Origin of the sequence: Micromonospora vinacea (assembly GCF_015751785.1) — a bacterium.
Lineage (GTDB): Bacteria > Actinomycetota > Actinomycetes > Mycobacteriales > Micromonosporaceae > Micromonospora > Micromonospora vinacea.
Genome location: NZ_JADOTY010000001.1, coordinates 2,257,366 through 2,277,526, shown reverse-complemented (window position 1 = coordinate 2,277,526; position 20,161 = coordinate 2,257,366). Strand labels below are relative to the sequence as shown.

Here is a 20,161-nt window from a genome sequence, read left to right as displayed (position 1 = left end):
GCTCACTGGCGGGTGGGGCGGACGGGGACCACCAGCGGGCCGTGGGCGCCGGGGACCACCCGGACGCTGGCCCGGTAGTGGGTGGCGAGCAGCTCCTCGGTCAGCACCTCGGGCGGAGTTCCGGCGGCCACCACCTGACCGGCGGCGAGCATCACCATCCGGTCGGCGTACTCGCCGGCCAGGGAGAGGTCGTGCATCGTGGCCAGGACGGTCAGGCCGTGCTCGCGGCGCAGCTGGTCGACGACTTCGAGCACGTCCTGCTGGTGGCCGATGTCGAGCGCGCTGGTCGGCTCGTCGAGTAGCAGCAGCGTCGCGCCCTGGGCGAGCGCGCGGGCGAGGAACACCCGCTGCCGTTCACCGCCGGAGAGGGTGGCCAGTTCGCGACGGTGGAAGCCGGCGAGGTCCAACTGCCCCAGCACCTCGTGCACGGCGTCGACGTCGGCGGTCGACTCCCGGCCCAGGGTCGGGATGTACGGGGTGCGGCCGAGCAGCACGTAGTCCAGCACCGACATGCCGGGGGGCACCACCGGGGACTGTGCCACCGTGGCCACTATCCGGGCGCGGTCCCGACGGCGCAGCGCAGCACTCGGCGTACCGAAGAGGGTGATCGCCTTCGGCGCGGGCAGCAGGCCGCCGACGGCGCGCAACAGGGTGGATTTGCCGGCGCCGTTCGGGCCGATCACGGTGACCCACTCGCCGACGGCGACGGTGAGGTCGACGCCGGTCAGGGTCGGCGTGCCACCGAGGGCGACATGCAGCCCGCGCACCTCGACGGCCGGCGCACCGGCAGCGGGTTCGCGGCTGGCGGATTCGTGGCTCACGTGAGCACTCGCCGTGCGGTCCGCAGCACGAGGACGAAGAACGGGCCACCGAGCAGGGCGGTCACCACTCCGATCGGCAGCTCGGACGGAGCGGCGACGGTGCGGGCCACCACGTCGGTCAGCGCCAGGAACGCGCCGCCGAAGAGCAGTGACATCGGCAGGATCACCCGGTAGCTGGACCCGGCGAGCAGTCGGACGGTGTGCGGCACGATGATGCCGACGAAGCCGATCAGGCCGGTCGCGGAGACCGCCGCCGCGGTGCCCAGGGAGGCGGCGGCGATCAGCAGGTAGCGGGTGCGCTGCGGGTGCAGGCCGAGGCTTCTCGCCTCGTCGTCGCCGACCGCGAGGACGTCCAGCTCGCGGCGGTGCAGCAGCACCACCACTGTGGTCAGCGCGGCGTACGGCAGCACCAGCAGCACGTCGTGCCAACCGGCGGTGGCCAGCCGGCCGAGCAGCCAGGAGTAGACCGGCTGGATGCTGTCGGCGTGTCGTTGCAGGAGGTACGTCTGCCCGGCGGAGAGGAACGCGGAGACCGCCACCCCGGCCAGGATCAGCATCGCCGGCGACCCGCGTCGTCCACCGGCCGCGCCCAGCACGTAGGTCATCGTGACGGCGAGGAGGGAACCGGCGAACGCGGCCAGGGGAATGGTCATCGGCAGCCCGGAGAGCGTGCCCTGCTGGCCGGCGCCGCCGAGGGCGATCGCCGCGGTGACAGCGAGGCCGGCGCCGGCGGCCACCCCGAGCAGGTACGGGTCGGCCAGCGGATTGCGGAACACACCCTGGTAGCAACCACCGGCGAGAGCGAGCAGACCGCCGACGAGCAGGCCCAGCACCACCCGGGGCAGGCGCAGCTCGGTGACGATCGCGATCTCGCGCTCGGTCAGCCCGCTGTCGAGGTGCACCCCGGGAAAGAGGTTGAGCAGTTCGGCCGCGACGCTGCCCGGGGGCAGGCTCACCGGGCCGAGCGACACCCCGACGACGAGCGCGACGAGTACCGCGAACACTCCCGCGAGCAGCCACCGCTTGCGCAACCCGGCAGGCCGGGCCGCAGACAGCAACCCGGTCACCGACGGACGACTGTCACGCGGGCACCTTGGCGACCGCGTCGATGATGACCCGGAGCAGGTCCACGACCCGCGGGCCCCAGCGGGAGGCGACGTCGTCGTCCAGGGCGACGACCTGGTTGTTCTTCACTGCGGTGAGGCCGGCCCAGCCACTGCGCGCCTTGACCGTGTCGGCGCTCTGCTGGCAGCACTTGGCGTCGGCCAGGAAGACGAAGTCCGGGTCGGCCTTGACGATGAACTCCTGGGACAGCTGCGGGTAGCCGAAGTTCTTGCCGTCCGCGTCGGCGGGGTCGGCGATGTTGGTCAGGCCGGCCTGGCTGTAGAGCGAGCCGATGAAGGTCTTGCTGGTGGCGCTGTACAGCTCCGGGCCCAGCTCGTGGAAGTAGGTGAGCTTCTCGGTGCGCTGCGGCAGGTCCTTGACCAGCTTGGCGATGTCGTCCTTCATCCGGGTGGTGACGTCGGTGGCCTGGTCGGCGTGCCCGGTCAGCGTGCCCAGCTCGGTGATCTGCCGGTACGAGTCGTCGAGCGTGGTCGCCGCCGGGGTCTGGTACACCGGAATCTTCAGCTTGCCGAGCTGCTCGACGATCTTGTTGCGGTCGTCGGAGAGCACCACGAGGTCAGGGTTCTTACCGGCGATCGCCTCGGCGTTGGGCTGGAAGGCGGAGAGGTCGGTCTTGGGCACGTCGGCCGGGTAGTTCGACTGGTCGTCGACGGCGGTGACCTGCGGGCCGGCGCCGATCGCGAAGAGCATCTCGGTGGCGGTGGGCGACAACACGACGATCTTCTCGGGGCGCTTGTCGAGGGTGAGCGCGCCGACCGTGACCGGGTAGGCCGCGGCTGCGGTGCCGGCGCTCGGCTGGTCGTCGGCCTTCTCGGCGCAGGCGCCGAGGGCGAGCGCGGTGACCGCGAGGGTCGCCGCGAAGAGCCGAGGGGTACGTCTGAACATGGGGGCCTCCTGTCGGTCGAGGAGTGTGGTGCTTCGCCGACAGGGACTTTCGTACGCCCGCCCACGAGGCGCCCTTCCTCGAGAGCGCGTATCGCGACCGATCCGTAGGCGACCTGGCTCGTCCCCACCGACCGGTGGGGCATCACAGTTGCGGGACAGCGCCGGGTTTCGCACCGGCTTCGCTGCGGACTGGTCGCTAAGACGGTAGCGCACCGCCAGGACGTGCCGGATCGATCAAGGGTCGATCGGCGCTGGACGATCGAGCGGACCGCCGCACAGTCAGGATATGTCCCGTATCTGGAGGCTCGGGAACGGGTGGTGGGGCCCCGCCGGGGCGGGACGGGGCCCCACCCGATCAGGAGGACGTGATGGTGACGTTGTCCACAGCCGCCTCGACCAGGCTGGCTCCGGACGCGTCCGCCGCCTCGACGAGCACGCGGACCGACTGGCCGGCGTACGGGGTCAGGTTGAGGTTGGCGAGCGCCCAGCTCCCGTTACGGTTGCTGGCCGCGCCGGACTGGGTGAGCAGCGCTGTGGTGCCACCGTTGTGCACCACGCTCACCCGCAGGTAGTCCGCCGACGAGGCGTTCGAGCCGTGTGCCAGGTACCAGGCGAGCGAGAGGGTCAGCGTGCCGGACGACGGCAGGGTCACCGCCGGGGACCGGGCGCTGGTCACGCCGCCGTCGACGTCGTAGTCACCGGCCGCCGAGCCGGCCAGCCGACCGGTGACCAGGTCGTTGGACCCGGCGTACGGGGTGAGCTGCTTGGCTCCGGAGGACGTGGTCGCCTGGGCGGCGCCCCGCTCGAACGCGCCGACCGTGGCGGTGTCGGTGCCGCCCGGGTTGATGGTCCAGCCGGTGGCGGTCTCGAAGGTGTCCGACCAGACAGTGGTGCCACCACCGCCGCCGCAGTACTGCGCCTGCTTGCCGATGGCCCGGTACGGGCAGTCGGCGTACTCGCTGAGCAGCAGCACCGCCTCCCGGTTGCGGGAGGTCTGCGCCGGGATGACCTCGTCGGGCGGGTAGAAGCCGCCGCCGCCGGACGAGCCCGGGTACATCTCGAAGGTGTACGCCCAGATGTTGTGGGTGGCCCACATCCAGTCGATGCTGTCCCCGTCGGTGATGTAGAGGTCGCTTGACTGTTGCGGGGTGTAGTTGTTGGTGGCCGCCATCTGCTGTCCGATGGTGGCGAAGGTGTTGTACTGGTCCGCGTTCATCCCGGTCGCGGTGTTCGCCGTGGTGTAGCCGTACGGCCAGAGCACCAACTGCGAGTACGTGTGGAAGTCGATGTTGGCCTTGATCTGCTGCACACCGCCGACCACCCGGCCGTTGACGAAGTTGCGCAGCGCCTGCGTCTCGGGCGCGGAGAACGCCGACGGCCCCCGGTAGGTCTCCGATGAGGTGGTGCCGGACGAGCCGCCGCAGCATCCCCAGTTGTAGGACCAGTTGCGGTTCAGGTCGGTGCCGACGTTGGACGAGCCGCTGTTGGGCTGCCGGTTCTTGCGCCAGGACCGGTACGAGCCGGTGGCGATGTCGTACTCGCTGCCGTCGGGGTTGACCGTCGGCACGATCCAGATCTCCCGGCCGTTGACGATGTTGGCGATCCGGGAGTCGCTGCCGTAGCTGTCGGTGAAGAGGTTGAGCAGGTAGATCGCCATCTCGACGGTCAGGTGCTCACGGGCGTGCTGCTGGGAGTTGAACAGGATCTCCGGCTCGTTCTCGTCGGTGCCGACGTTGTCGGAGATCTTCACCGCCATCAGGTCGCGGCCCTCGTACGACGAACCGATGCTGATCTTGCGGGCGATCGCCGGATGGTCGGCGACGACCTGGTTCACGACGGCTGCCAGTTCCGCGTAGTCGTGGTAGTTGGAGTCGGCCGGCGGGAAGGCCAGTGCGCCGAAGTCGCCGGCGCCGCGCTCGGCGTTGGGCGGCGGGGCGAGCGGTTCCAGCCGGAAGCCGAGCTTGCCGATCGCGGCGGCCTCGTCCGCGGTGGCCGAGATGTGCAGCACGCCGTGTTCGGAGTAGTCGATGGCGGCTCCGGTGCGGGCCACCGCGTTGCGGTCGGCGAGGGTCCGGGGCCCGAGCACCCGGTAGCCGGCGGCGGCGGCCGGCTCGGCGGTGCGGTCCGGTGCCGGTCGGGCGGCGACCGGACCGGCGGCGACTGTGACGATGCCCAGCCCGGTGACGACAGCGAGCACCAGGACACGGCGGAGGGGGATGGGCGTGCGGAGGGCCATTGACTACCTCCTCGATGGGCGGGAGATCCCGCTCGGTGAAGGACACTTCACCACCTGTCACATGGTCATATCAATATTGATCGCTGCGTTGTCCATCCCAAGCGGACCATCACGGCGGCAATGATTTTCCACCTATCAACATCTGGCGAAACTTCCCTCCAAGCGGAAAACTGACCAGCGACGATGCCCCCTCGACACCGCGGAGCACCCATGGCCAGATCCCGCCTGCGCGCGGCCGCCCTCGCCGGCGTCACCACGCTCACCCTGCTCACCAGCGCCGCGCCCGCGCTGGCGGCCCACCCGCCCGCACCCGCCCACGACGAGCAGATCACCTACCAGGACTGGTCCGGGCCCGCCGACTGGCACCGGGGCAGCCGGGCCGGCACCCGCGTCGTGCCCGGCGCCCGAGCGGGCGTCACCCTGGCCCGCCCGGCCGGCACCACCGAGTACGCGGACCCGCACACCGGCGTCACCCGCACCTGGGAGTACGGCACCTGGACCTCGCCGGTGACCCGGATCGGGTTCGACGCCACCGAACTGATCGCCTCCTGGAACGCGGAGACCCCCGCCGGCACCTGGATCCAGGTGGAGATGCTGGGCAACTACACCAGCGGCGACCAGACCCCGTGGTACGTCCTGGGTCGCTGGGCGTCCGGCGACACCGACATCAAGCGGACCAGCGTCAACCGGCAGGGCGACCCCTTCTCGACGATCTGGACCGACACCTTCAGCATCGACGACGCCACCGCCGGGGTGCTGCTCCGGTCGTACCAGCTCAAGCTGACCCTCTACCGGGCACCCGGGCAGACCGCCGCCCCGGTGGTCCGGATGCTGGGCGCGATGAGCTCCACGGTGCCGGACCGGTTCACTGTGCCGCCGAGCGCCGGGCACATCGCCTGGGGTGTCGAGCTGCCGGTACCGCGCTACTCGCAGAACGTGCACTCCGGGCACTACCCCGAGTACGACGGCGGCGGAGAGGCCTGGTGCTCACCCACCTCGACGGAGATGGTGGTCGAGTACTGGGGTCGCAAGCCGTCGGCCGCCGACACCTCCTGGGTGGACCCGACCTACCCCGACCCGACCGTCAACCACGCGGCGCGGATGACCTACGACTACGCGTACGACGGCGCGGGCAACTGGCCGTTCAACACCGCGTACGCGGCCAGCTTCCCCGGGCTGGAGGGCCGGGTGACCCGACTGCACTCGCTGGACGAGCTGGAGCGTTTCATCGCCGCAGGCATCCCCGTGGTGACCAGTCAGTCCTTCCTCGCCAGTGAGCTGGACGGGGCGAACTACGGCACCTCCGGGCACCTCTTCGTGGTGGTCGGCTTCACCGCCGACGGCGACGTGATCGTCAACGACCCCGCGTCGTCCAGCAACGACGTGGTGCGCAACGTCTACAAGCGGGCGCAGTTCGAGCAGATCTGGCTGCGGACCAAGCGCACCAACGCCAGCGGCGGCGTCTCCGGCGGCTCCGGCGGCATCGCGTACCTGATCAAGCCCACCACAAAGCCCTGGCCCAAGGTCCCCGGCTCCACCAACTGGTAGCCCCGGTGCCCGCCTGAGCACATGTTGATCAAAAGGTTTGCGTCACCGGATGCCGTCCTGGTGACGCAAACCTCTTGATCAACGCGGGGAGTCTGGGGTTTGGGGGTCGGGGGTTTGGGTGGGGTGGTCTTCGCCGGCCAGGGCGGAGCGGAGGCGTTCCTTTTCCGTGCGGCGGCGCTCGGCTGCTTCGGCGATCTCGCCGGCCATCTCGTCCCGCCACCCGCGCAGCAGAAAGAAGGAGAGCGCGGCGGAGAACACCAACGCCAGCATCAGCTTCAGGAACACGTTCATGTCGATCAGCCAGAGGCCGGCCAGCACGGCGATGAACAGCCCGATCCGGCCCAGCGTGTACTTGAGCGCGGCGCTCACCCGCACCACTCCGTTCTCTCCGTCGCCCGCCACTGCCGGCGGAAGGGTCGAGCCGCCCGGCGGGCGGTCGTGGTCAGCCGGTCCGGCGGGCCAGCCAGCGGACGCCCGGGAACCAGAGGGCCGCGTACGCCACTGTGAACGCCCCCGCCGCCAACGCGCCGGAGAGCAGCGGCGGCAACCCCGCGCCCAGACCGGCGATCAGCAGCCCCGCGAACACCCCGACGGCAGCGGCGACCACCGCCGCCACCACCCGGGCGGCGCCGAACTCCCAGGCGCGGAAGTCGTCCCAGAACAGCCAGGCCGGCAGGATCACCGCCAGCCAACCGTTCGTGTGCCCGAAGTCGCCGGCGCCGATCGACGCGAACGCCCAGTCGAACAGCACCAGCGCGAGCACGCCGATGACCAGGCCGGCCAGGCACACCCCGAGCAGATCGCCCAGGGTACGGATGCGCCCTTCGGCGTCCCGGCGGGGAAACCCGCTCTGCTGCTCAGGTCCTCGTTGCTCGGTCATCGACTGCGAGGGTACGTGGCGGCTCAGGCCCAGACCTGCTGCGGCTCGGCGCGCCGCTCGGCCAGCGACGGTGCCTTGTCGTACTCCCGGACCACGTTGTAGCGGGTGTCCCGCTCGACCGGCTGGAAGCCGGCGTCCCAGATCAGGTGCAGCAGGTCGTCGCGGTGCATGGTGTTCGGGGTGCCGTACGAGTCGGCGTCGTGGGTGATCTTGTATTCGACGACGGAGCCGTCCAGGTCGTCCACGCCGAAGTTCAGCGAGAGCTGGGCCACCGACAGCCCGTGCATCACCCAGAAGTTCTTCAGGTGCGGCACGTTGTCGAAGAGCAGCCGGGAGACCGCGAACGTCTTCAGCGACTCGGCCGGGGAGGCCATCGTGGTGCGCGCCTGGATCCGGTTACGGATCTTGCCGTCCGCCGAGTCGACGAAGTCGTGCTGGTAGCGCAGCGGGATGAAGACCGCGAAGCCGCCGGTCTCGTCCTGCAACTCACGCAGGCGCAGCACGTGGTCGACGCGGTGCCGGGGCTCCTCGATGTGGCCGTACAGCATCGTCGCCGGGGTCTTCATGCCCTTGCTGTGCGCCAGGGCGTGGATGCGCGACCAGTCTTCCCAGTGGCAGGCGTGGTCGACGATGTGCTGCCGGACCTCCCAGTCGAAGATCTCCGCGCCGCCACCGGTCAGCGACTCCAGGCCGGCGTCCATCAGCTCGTCGAGGATCTCGTCGGCGCTCAGGCCGCTGATCTTCTCGAACCACTGCACCTCGGTCGCCGTGAAGCACTTGAGCTTGACGTTCGGCAGCGCCGCCTTCAGCTCACGCAGCACCTTCGGGTAGTAACGCCAGGGCAGCGTGGGGTGCAGGCCGTTGACGATGTGCAACTCGGTGAGCTGCTCGTCCTCCATCTCCTTGGCCTTGCGGACCGCCTCGTCGATGCGCATCGTGTACGCGTCCTTCTCGCCCGGCTTGCGCTGGAACGAGCAGTACGCACAGGACGCCGAGCAGACGTTTGTCAGGTTGAGGTGCCGGTTGACGTTGAACATCACCCGCTCGCCGTTCAACTCGGTGCGCTTGTGGTGCGCCAGCCGCCCCAGCCAGGTCAGGTCGTCGCTCTCGTAGAGGGCGACCCCGTCCTCGCGGGTCAGCCGCTCACCGGCGTACACCTTCGCTTCGAGCTCACGCTTGAGTCCGGCGTCCATGGCACGTCCCTTCCACCTGCGGTCCGGATCGAGCGTACGTCGCGGTGCCGACCGGTCCGGCGGCACGGTCGCCGGCAGCGACCCACTTCACCAGACTCTCAGCCTCCCGTAACCCGGCAACGCATCGACAAGGGTGGCGAGGTGCGGTAGTAACAAGGTGGGGCGGAACACACACACTGGTACCGTCCCGACGGTCGCGCCCACCGAGCGCGACGAGAGGCAGTCGGACGGGGAGCGGCATGGTCTACAGCGGGCGCGGGCGACGGCAGCGACGACGGAGCCCGGTGATCTCGCCGGTCCTGCGTCCGAAGCTCTGGGCCGCCCTGCTCGGCGCGATCGCCGCGGCCGTACTGGCCACCCCCGCGTACGCGGAGCCCGGCGTGCCGACCACAGTGCCGGACACCGGCTCACGCCCGGCGGTCACCGGCTCACTCCAACTGCCCGGCGGCGCACCGGTCGCCGGTGTGCCCGCCCCGCCGGTGGTCAACATCGGCAACGGCCCACTGGCCACCGCGATCTCCGCCGGCGAGGCCCAGGTCGGCGCACTCGGCGAGGCGTTGCTGCTGACCCGGCAGAAACGCGTCGACGCGCAGGCGCAGCTCGACGCGGCCGGCAAGGCGCTGGCAACCGCACAGGACGCCCTGCTCCGGGCCCAGCAGACCGCCGACACCGCCGCCGCCGAGGCCGTCAAGGAAGCCGCCGCGCTGCCGCCGGGCGACCTCGCCCAGGACATCCGCGGGCTGAGCCGCCTCCAGGCGATCACCCGTGGCGAGAAGGTCGACGGCGGCACCACCGGAGTGGCCGGGGAGCTGTCCCGGGCGCGCGCCGGTGAGCAGGCCGCGTACCAGAAGCACAGCGAGGCCAAGGCCCTGCTCGCCACCGCCGAGGTGGAGTTCACCACCGGTGAGACGGCGCTGCGCACCGCCGAGGCGAGCCTGCTCAAGCTGCGCCGGGACAACGCCGCCGCGCTGATCGAGATCGAACGCCAGCAGGAAGCCGCCGAGCAGCAGATCGGCGCCGGCTACGTCTCCAACCAGAACATCAGCGGCATGGCCGCGCACCCCCGGGCACTGGCCGCGGTCCGCTACGCGCTCGCCCAGCTCGGCGACCCGTACAAGTGGTCCGAGGAGGGGCCGGACCAGTTCGACTGCTCCGGCCTGATGTGGGCGGCGTACCGGTCCCCCGGCGCCGACTACTTCGACCTGCCCCGGGTCTCCCGTGACCAGTACCGCGCCACCCGTGGCCGCACCGTTCCGCAGAGCGCACTGCTCCCCGGCGACCTTCTCTTCTTCGCCTCGGGCAGCAGCTGGACGACGATCCACCACGTCGGCATGTACATCGGCAACGGCAAGATGGTGCAGGCGCCCACGACGGGCGACGTCGTCAAGATCTCGGTCGTCCGCTGGACCCGGCTGTACGCCGCGACCCGGGTGATCGGCGCGGTGCCGGCACCGGTCGTGACCAATCCGACCCCGCCCGTCTCGACCCCGAAGCCGCCTCCCACACCGTCGCCGTCACCGACGAAGACCACCAAGCCGACGCCCACCCCGTCGCCCACGAAGCCCACGCCGACGCCCACCAAGCCCACGCCGACGCCCACGAAGCCCACCACACCGACGCCCACGCCGACGCTGACGACCAGCCCGACGCCCACGCCGACCGCCAGCAGCACGCCGAAGCCGGCGAACACCCCGAGCAACACTCCGACGACCCTGCCCCCGGCTCCGACCACGGCCCCGACCAGCGCGTCTCCGACGACCACGCCGAAGGTCAGCACGAGCGCGACGGGCACTAGCAGCGCGACGGGCAGCCCCAGCACCGCGGGCTGATCCGCCACGACCGCCTCCGGCTGTCCGCTCGGGAAGATCTGTGGCACCGTGACAACCAGGCACATCCGACTCGACGTCACGGGTCCGGGTGCGAGCATGGCGCGGAGGGCGGAAATGGCCGAGCAGAGAGATCCGGCGGAGACTGTCGACCCCGTGGTCGACCAGGCCGGCCCACCAGGGCCGGAGACCGTCGACCCGGTGGCCGCCAACGCCACCAGCCCGGCAGGCAGTGACGCCAGCTCGACTGACAGCAGCCCTGCCGCCAGCGACGCCAGTCCGGCCGACAGCAGCCCCGCCGCCAGCGACGCCAGCCTGGCCGACGCCAGCCCGGCCGCCAGCGACGCCAGCCTGGCCGACGCCAGCCTGGCCGACGCCAGCCCGGCCGCCAGCAGCCCGGTCGACAGCAGGCCGGCACCGGTCCTCGCGGACGCCTCGACCGACGCCGCTGACGACGAATCGACCGGCGACGACGTACCCGCCGGTGTCGACGGCGCTTCCGGCGGCGCGGACGCTGCCGGGGCCGACGCTTCCGGTGGCGCGGATGCCGCCGCGGACGTTTCCGGTGGCGCGGACGTTTCCGGGACCGACGCCGGGGAGTCGGCAGCGGTCGACGCGCGCCCGGATCAGGACGCCGCACCGGTACGCGCACGCGCCAGCGTGGTGACCGCCGGGGCCCTCCGCAGTGACCTGCCGGCCAACGCTCCGGTCACCGCGACCACCTACCGTGCGACCGGCTCGGCCAGCCCCGCCGAGGTGTCGTTGCCGGGGCAGCGGAACGCCTCCCCCGCGCCGGCCCGGGCCAGCGCCACGGTTCCGAGCAGCAGCCGGGGCACGGCCGGCGCCCTGGGCACCCCGGACCGTCGCGAGAGCGCGCCCGCCGTCTACCGAGCCGCGCCGGTGGGTGCCGAGCCGGCCCAGCCTCCGACGCCGTCGACTCCGGAGCCGGAGCCCTCGCCACCGGGTCCCGGGCCGACCCAGCCGCCGCCCCCGGAACCGGAGCCCGCGCCGGCCCCGGGGCCGTACCCGCCCGCGCCGACGCCGACGCCGAGCCCCCGGCCCACGCCGCCGCCCGGTCCGGTTCCGCCAGTTCCGGGCCCGCCCACCCCGCCGCCCTCGCCGGTGCCGCCCATCCCCGGCCCGCCGTCGCCGCCCGTCCCCAGCCCGCCGCTGCCGCCACCCGGTCCGCCGGTGCCGGCACCACCGGCCCCGCCCGGCCCGATGCCGGCACCGCCGTTTCCGCCGCCGCCGGCCATGAACGACACGCCCGGCGTACGGGCCAGCGCGCCGGTTTCCGCGCCGCCGGCCGGGTGGCCGTCCATCCCCGCGGCGACCCGCCCGACGTCCGGTGGGGGATGGACCGGCACGGCTCCCTCCGCGCCGCCGGTGGTGCCCGCGCCCGCGCTGCCGAACTGGCCACCGTCCACCGCCGGGGCGCCTTCGTCGACCCGGAACAGCACCGGAAACTCCCGGATGACGGCGCCGCCGAGCAGCCCGTCGGCGGGTTCCCCCGGCCGCGACGCGGCCGGGGCCCGTGGTGGGCGGCACGACGGCGGCACCGATCTGGCCGGCACCGTCTACGGCAACGGCGAGGGGGCTGGCTTCACCACGATCGCGATACCCGCCAACGCGGTGGAGACTTCCGGCTCGTTGACCGGGCACATCCTGGCCCAGGGCTGGTCGGACACGCCGGCCGAGCGGTCCAGCAACGCCCGGGTGATGATCGTCCTGGCTGCCGCTCTGGGGCTGCTGGTGGCGATCAGTGTGGTGGTCGTTCTGCTGGCCGGCGACGCCCTGGACGGTCTGGTGGGCAGCGTGCTCAACGGGTGAGCCAGCGAGTGGCAACGATGGTGAGTCCGCCCACTACCGTCGGTCAACCGGCTGGCGGGTTCGTCAGACCGCCGTACACTGGCTGAGATCACTGACCCGGCGCGCGTGGTGTGCGCCCCTGGGCGATCTTGCGGGCGATCCGGCGGTACAGCCGCGGCAGGCCATCGCGAAGATGCGCCCCGCTCGAAAGGTTTTTGTTGACCACCTCTGCTGACCCCAGCACCGTTACGTCCGTTTTCAACTCAGTCCCGGCGGCCGACACCGCCCGGGAGCAGCTCGACGTCGCCGCGAGCGAGGCCGGCACCGCGCCGGTAGCGACCGCGCAGGCCGAGCCGACCGAGACCGCCGAGCCGATGAGCTTCGCCGCTCTCGGCCTGCCCGAGCCGCTGGTCCGCGCACTGGCGCAGCAGGGCATCACCAGCCCGTTCGAGATCCAGCGGGCCACCGTTCCGGACGCGCTCGCCGGCCGCGACGTGCTGGGCCGTGGGCAGACCGGTTCGGGTAAGACGCTCGCCTTCGGTCTGCCGATGATCGCCCGGCTGGCCAACCGCAACCGGGCTCGGCCGATGCGTCCGCGCGCCCTGGTCCTGGTGCCCACCCGCGAGCTGGCCATGCAGGTCAACGACGCTCTGGTGCCGCTGGGCAAGTCCGTCGGCATCTTCCTCAAGACCGCCGTCGGTGGCGTTCCCTACGACCGTCAGATCGACGCGCTGCGCCGCGGCGTGGAGATCATCGTGGCCACTCCGGGCCGGCTCGGCGACCTCATCGAGCGGGGCATCTGCCAGCTCGACGACGTCGAGGTCACGGTGCTCGACGAGGCCGACCAGATGGCCGACATGGGCTTCCTGCCCGAGGTGACCGAGTTGCTGGCGAAGACGCCCGCGAACGGTCAGCGGCTGCTCTTCTCGGCCACTCTGGACGGTGACGTCGACGCGTTGGTCAAGCGGTTCATGACCGACCCGGTCACCCACTCCACCGCGCCGTCCACCGCCTCGGTGTCCACCATGGACCACCACATGCTGTTGATCCCGCCGCACGAGAAGTTCCCGGTGGCGGCCTCGATCGCCGCTCGGGATGGCCGGACCATGGTCTTCGCCCGTACCCAGCTCGGGGTAGACCGGCTGGTCGAGCAGCTCGCGGCCGTCGGCGTACGCGCCGGTGGGCTGCACGGCGGCAAGACCCAGCGGATGCGCACCAAGACGCTCGCCGAGTTCCGTGAGGGCCGGATGAACGTGCTGGTCGCCACGGACGTGGCGGCCCGGGGCATCCACGTCGACGGGGTCACCCTGGTGCTGCACGTCGACCCGCCGAAGGACCCCAAGGACTACCTGCACCGCGCGGGGCGTACCGCCCGGGCCGGCGAGTCGGGCGCGGTTGCCACGTTGGTGCTGCCCAAGCAGCGCCGCACCACCCTGGCGATGATGGAGAAGGCCGGCGTCGCGCCGGCCGAGACCCGGGTCCGGGTCGGAGACGCGGCGTTGGCCGAGCTGGTCGGCGCCCGCGAGCCCAGTGGCGTCCCGGTCCGCGTCGAGGCGGAGCCCCGGGGCTACGGCGACCGCTCCGGCGGCCCGCGCCGGTACGACGACCGCTCCGGCGGCCCGCGTCGGTTCGGCGACCGCTCCGGCGGCGAGCGTCGCTACGGCGACCGCCCACAGGGCGACCGGCGCTTCGGCGACCGCCCGCAGGGTGAGCGCGGCGGCTACGGCGACCGGCCGCAGGGCGACCGGGGCTACGGCGACCGCCCGCAAGGTGGACGCGGCGGCTACGGCGACCGGCCGCAGGGCGACCGGGGCTACGGCGACCGCCCGCAAGGTGGACGCGGCGGCTACGGCGACCGGCCGCAGGGCGAGCGCCGCTACGGCGACCGCCCGCAAGGCGAGCGCGGCGGCTACGGCGACCGCCCACAGGGCGAGCGTCGGTTCGGTGACCGGCCGCAGTTCGGTGACCGGGACGGTCGGGGCGACCGGCCGACCGGCGAGCGGCGCTTCGGTGACCGGCCGCAGGGCGAGCGGCGCTTCGGCGACCGGGACGCTCGGGGTGGGTTCCGCCCGGAGAGCCGGGTCCGGGACGACCGGCCCCGCGACGACCGGCCGCGTGACGACCGCCCGCGTGACGATCGACGCGGTTTCGGCGGGCGACCGGCGGCACGTACCCACTGATTGATCCACCGAACGCCGTCGTGAAGCCCAGGCTTCGCGGCGGCGTTCGCGCATGCCCTGCCGATGCCGAGCAGGTCGCGTAACGTCCGGCCCATGCCGACCATGCCGAAGTCAATCTTCTGGTCCCGGACGGACACCGCCGGCAGCGAGCAGGTTCTGCTCGACGACGGCCACGGGTTGGCGGCCCGTGGCACTCTGCTCGCCGTGGACCCGATCCCGTGGACCGCCCGCTACCAGCTGACCACCACGCCGGACTGGGCCACCACCCGGGTCGAGGTCGAGGCCGAAGGGCCCGGCTGGCTGCGCCGGGTGACGCTGGAGCGGGCCGCGGGGCGCTGGCGGGTGACCACCGCCGAGCAGGGCGACCTGGACAAGGCTCTGGTCGCGGCCGGTCATCCCCGGGCCGGCCTGCCCGGCACCGACGACCCGGACCGGCTGGCCGACGCGCTCGACGTCGACCTGAGCGGCTCACCGCTGTTCAACACCCTGCCGGTCCACCGGCTCCGGATGGCGGCCGAGCCGGCCGATGTGGCACACCGGATCACCGTCGCCTGGGTGCTGCTGCCCGGCCTGGAGGTGGTGCCGGCCGAGCAGATCTACACCGGGCTCGGGCCGGGTCGGGTGCGCTTCGCCAGCGGCACCTTCACTGCTGACATCGACCTGGACGACAGCGGCTACGTGGTGCGCTACCCGGGGCTGGCCGAACGGATCGACCCGCGCTGAGCGATGCCCGGCCCCACTGGGCGGTTCAGGCGGGCCAGGCTCCGCTGGCCAGGAAGCGGTCGATGGTGGCCAGGTGCGGGGTCAGGTCGAGGCCCTGGGCGGCCACCCAGTCGTCGGCGTAGTAGGTGTCGGCGTACCGGTCGCCCGGGTCGCAGATCAGGGTGACCACCGAGCCGGTCCGACGCTCGGCGAGCATCGCAGCGATCAGGCCGAAGGCGCCCCACAGGTTGGTGCCGGTGGACCCGCCCACCCGGCGGCCGAGCAGCGCCGACCCGGCGCGCATGGCGGCCAGTGACGCCGCGTCCGGCACCTGCACCATCCGGTCCACCACCGAGGGTAGGAACGACGCCTCCACGGTGGGCCGGCCGATTCCCTCGATGCGGGAGCCCTTCCCGGTCCGTACCGACCAGTCGGCGGCCAGCCAGGCCGGGTAGAACGCCGAGTTCTCCGGGTCGACGACGCAGAGCTTGGTGGCGAGCCGGCGGTACCTGGCGTACCGACCGATGGTGGCGCTGGTTCCTCCGGTGCCGGCGCCCACCACTACCCAGGCGGGGATGGGGTGCCGCTCCAGCTCAAGCTGCGCGTAGATCGACTCGGCGATGTTGTTGTTGCCCCGCCAGTCGGTCGCCCGCTCGGCGTAGGTGAACTGGTCCATGAAGTGCCCGCCGGAGTCCTCGGCGAGCCACCGGGCCTCGACCACCACGCCTGCCGGGTCGTCCACCAGGTGGCACCGGCCGCCCTGGAACTCGATCTGCGCGATCTTCTCGGGCGAGGTGGAGGCGGGCATCACCGCGATGAACGGCAGGCCCAGCATCCGGGCGAAGTACGCCTCGGACACGGCCGTGGAACCCGACGACGCCTCGACGATCGTGGTGCGCGGCCCGATCCAGCCGTTGCAGAGCCCGTAGAGGAACAGCGAGCGGGCCAGCCGGTGCTTCAGCGACCCGGTGGGGTGTGACGACTCGTCCTTGAGGTACAGGTCGATCCCCCATTCCCGGGGCAGCGGGAACGGCAGCAGGTGGGTGTCGGCGGATCGGTTCGCGTCCGCCTCGACGGCGGCGATCGCCTCGGTCACCCAGGTCCGGCTGGCTTCGTCGCACCGGTCGAGATGAGTCACGCTCGGAAACCTAGCAAGCGGGCCATTGGTGGTCAGCGCCGGTCCGGCAGCGTTGACCTGCGGCGTTGGCGGCGCTGACCGGCGCGGCCGGCGGCCCGGACCAGCGGGGTCAGTGCGACGGCCAACCTGGGCAGCGCGTCCAACAGGCGCACCTGCGCTCCCCGCCAGCGGGGCAGGCTGACCACCGGACGTGGCCGGCGGGCCAGCCGGACCGCCCGGGCCGCCACCCGCTGCGCGGTCAGCATCGAGCCGGTGAACGAGGCCACCGCCCCCGGGTCGTCCAGCCGGTCGTGCAGCATCGGGGTCCAGATGCCGTCCGGGCAGAGACAGGAGACGTGCACCCGCCGGTAGCCGGCCATCCGCAGGTCGGACAGGGTGCCGAGGCTGAACGCCAGCAGGGCGTGCTTGCTGGCCGCGTACACCGTCTCACCGGGCGCGGCGACCAGCCCGGCCAGCGAGACGACGTTGAGCACGTGGCCGTGGCCCTGCCCGCGCATCACGGTCAGCGCGGCGAGGGTGCCGTTCATGGCACCGAGGGCGTTCACGTCGAGCACCCGACGGCGGGTCGGGGCGTCGTGCTCCCAGGACGCCCCGGTGACCAGGATGCCGGCGTTGTTGACCCAGAGGGCGAGGTCGCCCCGGCTCGCGGCGGTCGCGGCGATGGCGGCGCAGGCGTCCTCGTCCCGGACGTCCAGGGCGGCCGACCAGCCGCCGAGCGGCGCCGCGGCGGTCCGCGCCGCCGCCGGGTCGAGGTCGGTGAGCAGCACCGACCAGCCGTCGGCGTGCAACGCGGTGGCGATGGCGTGACCCAGGCCGCCGGCAGCGCCGGTCACCACGGCCACGGGACGCGCCGGCGGGGTCATCGGCGCACGCTACCGCCGGCCGCCCGGGTGACACCAGGGGTACGCGGCGGTCAGGCGGCGGGCGGGCCGACCGGCTGGGGGCGGTTCTCCCACTTGGTGGAGAGCGCGATGGCGGTACGGGTGGAGGCGACCCCGGGCGTCCGGTTCAACCGCACGATCAACTGCTCCAGCTCGGCGATCGTGCCGACCCGCGCCTTGAGCAGGAACGACTCCACGCCGGCCATGAAGTAGCAGGACTCGATCTCGGGGAGCACCCGCAGCGATTCGAGCATGTCGTCGGTGTCGGCGCCGGAGTCCTCGACGATGCCGATCAGCGCTGTGACTCCCAGCCCGATCGACTCCGGGGCCACGTCCGCGCGGTAGCCCCGGACCACGCCGCTGCTCTCCAGCTTGCCGACCCGCTCGTGCACGGCCGGGGCCGAGAGGCCCACCTGTCGGGCCAGCTCGGCGTACGAGAGTCGGGCGTTGCCGCGCAGCAGGTCGACGAGGTTCAGGTCGATGGCATCCACAGAGAGTGACCCTAACCGCTGACGCGTAACGTGCGGCCTTCGGCACCCGTTGGACTGAGCGGTGAGTCACTGTTCATAAACCGCCGGTCAGGGCCGAGGTAGCACCAGTAACATTACTAACTCCCCACTCAGTGCATTTTTCGCGTTTGGGCGGACAGGCCATGTCCCTGGTGCTGTAATTGCCATACGTCCCTCATGACGGCTCTGGGCTACGCACCAGCCGGGGGCAGTGTGTTCAGCCGGGGGCTTCGTCGACGCGAGGAGGGGGCTGTGGACACTGGAGATCGCCTGCTGACACCGGGTGAGGTCGCCGCGCTGTTTCGGGTAGACCCGAAAACTGTGACGAGATGGGCGGCGGCCGGCCGGATAGGAAGCATCCGGACTCCAGGCGGGCATCGCCGGTTTCGGGAATCCGAGGTGCGAGCCCTGCTTGAGGGGGAGGGCATGCTGGACGAGGTGGATGAGGTCGGAAAGCCACGCAATGTGGGGCCGGCCGCATCCACGGGGCCGGGTCCGGCCAACGCCGGCATGTACTGAACTGGTGCGGACAACGCCACGCGGACCGGACAGCAGTCCGGTCCGCGTCCCGCCTCGGCCAACCGCCGGGCGGCTACACCGCTCGTGCTGAGCGGCACGACGGTGCCCAGCATGAGCGGACGACTCAGCCTCGGGCTGCGCCGAGCTGGCCGGACCACCGCCGGAACAGGGTGTGCGGGACGCCGAGCGCGTCCAACACCTTGCCGGCCACGAAGTCGACCAGTTGCTGTGCGCTGGCCGCCGCGCCGGCGCCGTAGAAGCCGGGGCTGGCCGGCAGCACCACCGCGCCGGCGTCGTGCAGCGCGATGAGGTGCTCCAGGTGGCTGCGGGTCACCGGGGTCTCCCGGGGGACCAGCACCACGGGACGGCGTTCCTTGAGGTTGACCTCGGCGGCGCGCTGCAACAGGTCCTTGGAGAGCCCGATCGCGATGCCCGCGCAGGCTGCCGTGCTGGCCGGGACCACTGCCATCCCGCGTACCCGGTAGGAGCCGCTGCTCGGCCCGGCGGCCAGGTCACCGGCCGGCCAGTGCCGCACATCGGCGGTGGTCAGGTCCCGGTCGAGCCAGGCGGCGAGGTCCTCGGCCCAGTGCCCGTCACGGAAGGGTCGGCCGGTCTCGTCGAGCACGGTGAGCCGTGCCGCCCGGGACACGATCAGGTCCACCGGCTCGCCCGCGTCGAGCAGTCCGCCGATGACGGCCGCCGCGTACGGCGTACCGGAGGCACCGGAGACCCCGACCACCCATGGTTCCCGCATGCCCCCAGCCTGCCTGGTCCGGCTGGTCCGCTGGTGGGCACCCCCGGGGTTGGTCCGGTCCGACATGTCGGGCGGGGCACCTGCACATCCCAACGACCTGAGATGCTGCGCTGGGCGATTCGCACCGGAACCATCTCGCGGAGGAGGCATCGGTGACGACCGGCGAAATGCTCCGGGCGCTGCGCGCCGAATGTCCGATCCCGTCCCGGCTCCCACCCCACGCCGATCGTGTGCAGGCCTGGCTGCTCGGTGTGCTGCCCGAGCTTGGCCTTCCGCTGGACGACGCCGCGCTGCACCGCCTGTCCCGGGGAGCCTTCGCCCGGTACGCCGGGCGGCTCTACCCGGCGGCGACCGAAGCCGACCTGCGGGTGCTGACCGCGCTGTTCACCTGGTTCTTCCTTGTCGACGACGCCTGCGACGGGCCGAACCGGTTGACCCCGGAGCAGATCCGGGCGCTGCGCAACGGCACGCTGGCGCTGCTGCACGACGGCACCCGGGTGCGGCAGACCGGGCTGGCCGGCCCGCTGCGGCGACTGCTGGTGCTGGCCTGGCGGGAGCCGCGCCGCCGGATGCCGGCCCGGTGGCGGCAGCGCTTCGCCGACGCGGTGGCCCGGCACCTCGACGGCACCTGGCAGGAGGCGGTCAACAAGGAGACCGGCCGCCGTCCCAGCGTCGACGAGTACGTCGAGCTGCGTCGGTCGACCTCGGCGGCGGAGGTGTCGTACCCGCTGGTGGAGTTCGTCAGCGGTCGGCCGTTGCCGGACCCGGTCTACCACCACCCGCTGCTGCGTCAGATCGCCCGCACCGGCAACGACCTGCTCTCCTGGTACAACGACCTGGCCTCGCTGGAACGGGACCGGACGACCGCCGGCGGGCACAACCTGGTCCTCGCCGTCCAGGCCGAACTGGCAGTACCGGAGGCGGAGGCGGTCGAGCGGGCGGCCGAGCGCTGGCGGGAGGCGATGCGACGCTTCGTCGCGCTGCGAGCTGCGGTGCCGTCGTTCGGCCCGGCGTTGGACGAGGCGGTCGCCGACCATCTCGACGGGATCGCGTACGCCGTGCGCGGGACCATCGACTGGACCTTCGAGAGCGCCCGCTACCCCGTCAGCACCACCCCGCCGGCCTCAGGGCCGTAGGCCCAGCCTGACCGGCCCG

The 20,161-nt window shown here is 72.2% G+C and carries 18 protein-coding genes and 1 riboswitch; of the genes, 7 read left to right on the top strand and 11 right to left on the bottom strand.

All coding sequences use genetic code 11. From position 1 onward, the window contains the following. Window positions 1-2: 2 nt before the first annotated feature. From IW249_RS10980 to IW249_RS10965, 4 genes are all read right to left on the bottom strand, one after another. Window positions 3-821, bottom strand: a complete 819-nt coding sequence (locus tag IW249_RS10980; protein WP_196920634.1) for an ABC transporter ATP-binding protein — start codon at window positions 819-821, stop codon at window positions 3-5. Further along, the gene (locus tag IW249_RS10975; protein ID WP_196920633.1) at window positions 818-1,888 is read right to left on the bottom strand and encodes a FecCD family ABC transporter permease; all 1,071 of its coding nucleotides are present in this window, start codon (window positions 1,886-1,888) and stop codon (window positions 818-820) included. Before IW249_RS10975 ends, IW249_RS10980 begins: the two co-directional genes overlap by 4 nt. Before the next feature lie 13 nt (window positions 1,889-1,901). Next, the gene (locus tag IW249_RS10970; RefSeq protein ID WP_196920632.1) at window positions 1,902-2,831 is read right to left on the bottom strand and encodes an ABC transporter substrate-binding protein; all 930 of its coding nucleotides are present in this window, start codon (window positions 2,829-2,831) and stop codon (window positions 1,902-1,904) included. Window positions 2,832-2,943: 112 nt separating this feature from the next. Next, a riboswitch (cobalamin riboswitch) is annotated at window positions 2,944-3,009 on the bottom strand. 177 nt (window positions 3,010-3,186) lie between these two features. Beyond that, the gene (locus tag IW249_RS10965) at window positions 3,187-5,067 is read right to left on the bottom strand and encodes a M14 family metallopeptidase (RefSeq protein ID WP_196920631.1); all 1,881 of its coding nucleotides are present in this window, start codon (window positions 5,065-5,067) and stop codon (window positions 3,187-3,189) included. A gap of 210 nt (window positions 5,068-5,277) precedes the next feature. Here IW249_RS10965 and IW249_RS10960 point away from each other — a divergent pair, with 210 nt between their 5' ends. Beyond that, window positions 5,278-6,615: a C39 family peptidase gene (locus IW249_RS10960; protein ID WP_196920630.1), complete on the top strand. Its 1,338-nt coding sequence runs from the start codon at window positions 5,278-5,280 to the stop codon at window positions 6,613-6,615. 78 nt (window positions 6,616-6,693) lie between these two features. On the opposite strand, the gene IW249_RS10955 is transcribed toward IW249_RS10960, so the two are convergent. The 3 genes from IW249_RS10955 to mqnE form a co-directional block, all read right to left on the bottom strand. Continuing rightward, window positions 6,694-6,984: a DUF4229 domain-containing protein gene (locus IW249_RS10955; RefSeq protein WP_196920629.1), complete on the bottom strand. Its 291-nt coding sequence runs from the start codon at window positions 6,982-6,984 to the stop codon at window positions 6,694-6,696. A gap of 73 nt (window positions 6,985-7,057) precedes the next feature. Further along, complete coding sequence (locus IW249_RS10950) at window positions 7,058-7,495, bottom strand: hypothetical protein (RefSeq protein WP_091395682.1); 438 nt, start codon at window positions 7,493-7,495, stop codon at window positions 7,058-7,060. A gap of 23 nt (window positions 7,496-7,518) precedes the next feature. Continuing rightward, entirely contained in the window at window positions 7,519-8,688 is a 1,170-nt protein-coding gene (mqnE, locus tag IW249_RS10945) for an aminofutalosine synthase MqnE (protein ID WP_091395685.1), read from the bottom strand. Window positions 8,689-8,927: 239 nt separating this feature from the next. Between mqnE and IW249_RS10940 the strand changes: the two genes are divergently transcribed. The 4 genes from IW249_RS10940 to IW249_RS10925 all read left to right on the top strand — a co-directional run bounded on the left by IW249_RS10940 (window position 8,928) and on the right by IW249_RS10925 (window position 15,226). Next, window positions 8,928-10,517 carry a C40 family peptidase gene (locus IW249_RS10940; RefSeq protein ID WP_196920628.1) on the top strand — a complete coding sequence of 530 codons (1,590 nt, stop codon included), beginning with the start codon at window positions 8,928-8,930 and terminating at the stop codon, window positions 10,515-10,517. Window positions 10,518-10,631: 114 nt separating this feature from the next. After that, window positions 10,632-12,344 (top strand): hypothetical protein, encoded by a 1,713-nt coding sequence (locus IW249_RS34730; protein WP_269215247.1) that lies wholly within the window; start codon window positions 10,632-10,634, stop codon window positions 12,342-12,344. A 197-nt stretch (window positions 12,345-12,541) separates the two neighbouring features. Continuing rightward, the gene (locus IW249_RS10930) at window positions 12,542-14,503 is read left to right on the top strand and encodes a DEAD/DEAH box helicase (RefSeq protein ID WP_196920627.1); all 1,962 of its coding nucleotides are present in this window, start codon (window positions 12,542-12,544) and stop codon (window positions 14,501-14,503) included. Between the two features lie 102 nt (window positions 14,504-14,605). Then, the gene (locus IW249_RS10925; protein WP_196924734.1) at window positions 14,606-15,226 is read left to right on the top strand and encodes a putative glycolipid-binding domain-containing protein; all 621 of its coding nucleotides are present in this window, start codon (window positions 14,606-14,608) and stop codon (window positions 15,224-15,226) included. Window positions 15,227-15,251: 25 nt separating this feature from the next. Here the strand turns inward: IW249_RS10925 and cds1 are convergent, their stop codons facing one another. Genes cds1 through IW249_RS10910 form a run of 3 tightly spaced genes read right to left on the bottom strand, consistent with a single transcriptional unit; the run spans window position 15,252 to window position 17,715 of the window. Then, window positions 15,252-16,343, bottom strand: a complete 1,092-nt coding sequence (gene cds1 / locus IW249_RS10920) for an L-cysteine desulfhydrase Cds1 (protein WP_196920626.1) — start codon at window positions 16,341-16,343, stop codon at window positions 15,252-15,254. 32 nt (window positions 16,344-16,375) lie between these two features. Further along, entirely contained in the window at window positions 16,376-17,206 is an 831-nt protein-coding gene (locus IW249_RS10915) for an SDR family NAD(P)-dependent oxidoreductase (protein ID WP_196920625.1), read from the bottom strand. 50 nt (window positions 17,207-17,256) lie between these two features. Next, entirely contained in the window at window positions 17,257-17,715 is a 459-nt protein-coding gene (locus IW249_RS10910; RefSeq protein ID WP_196920624.1) for an Lrp/AsnC family transcriptional regulator, read from the bottom strand. Window positions 17,716-17,985: 270 nt separating this feature from the next. On the opposite strand from IW249_RS10910, the gene IW249_RS10905 reads away from it, so the two are divergent. Further along, window positions 17,986-18,252, top strand: a complete 267-nt coding sequence (locus tag IW249_RS10905; RefSeq protein WP_007454516.1) for a BldC family transcriptional regulator — start codon at window positions 17,986-17,988, stop codon at window positions 18,250-18,252. Window positions 18,253-18,376: 124 nt separating this feature from the next. On the opposite strand, the gene IW249_RS10900 is transcribed toward IW249_RS10905, so the two are convergent. Then, window positions 18,377-19,006: a UbiX family flavin prenyltransferase gene (locus tag IW249_RS10900; protein ID WP_196920623.1), complete on the bottom strand. Its 630-nt coding sequence runs from the start codon at window positions 19,004-19,006 to the stop codon at window positions 18,377-18,379. A 152-nt stretch (window positions 19,007-19,158) separates the two neighbouring features. Here IW249_RS10900 and IW249_RS10895 point away from each other — a divergent pair, with 152 nt between their 5' ends. Continuing rightward, window positions 19,159-20,142, top strand: a complete 984-nt coding sequence (locus IW249_RS10895; protein ID WP_307788564.1) for a terpene synthase family protein — start codon at window positions 19,159-19,161, stop codon at window positions 20,140-20,142. Window positions 20,143-20,161 lie beyond the last annotated feature (19 nt).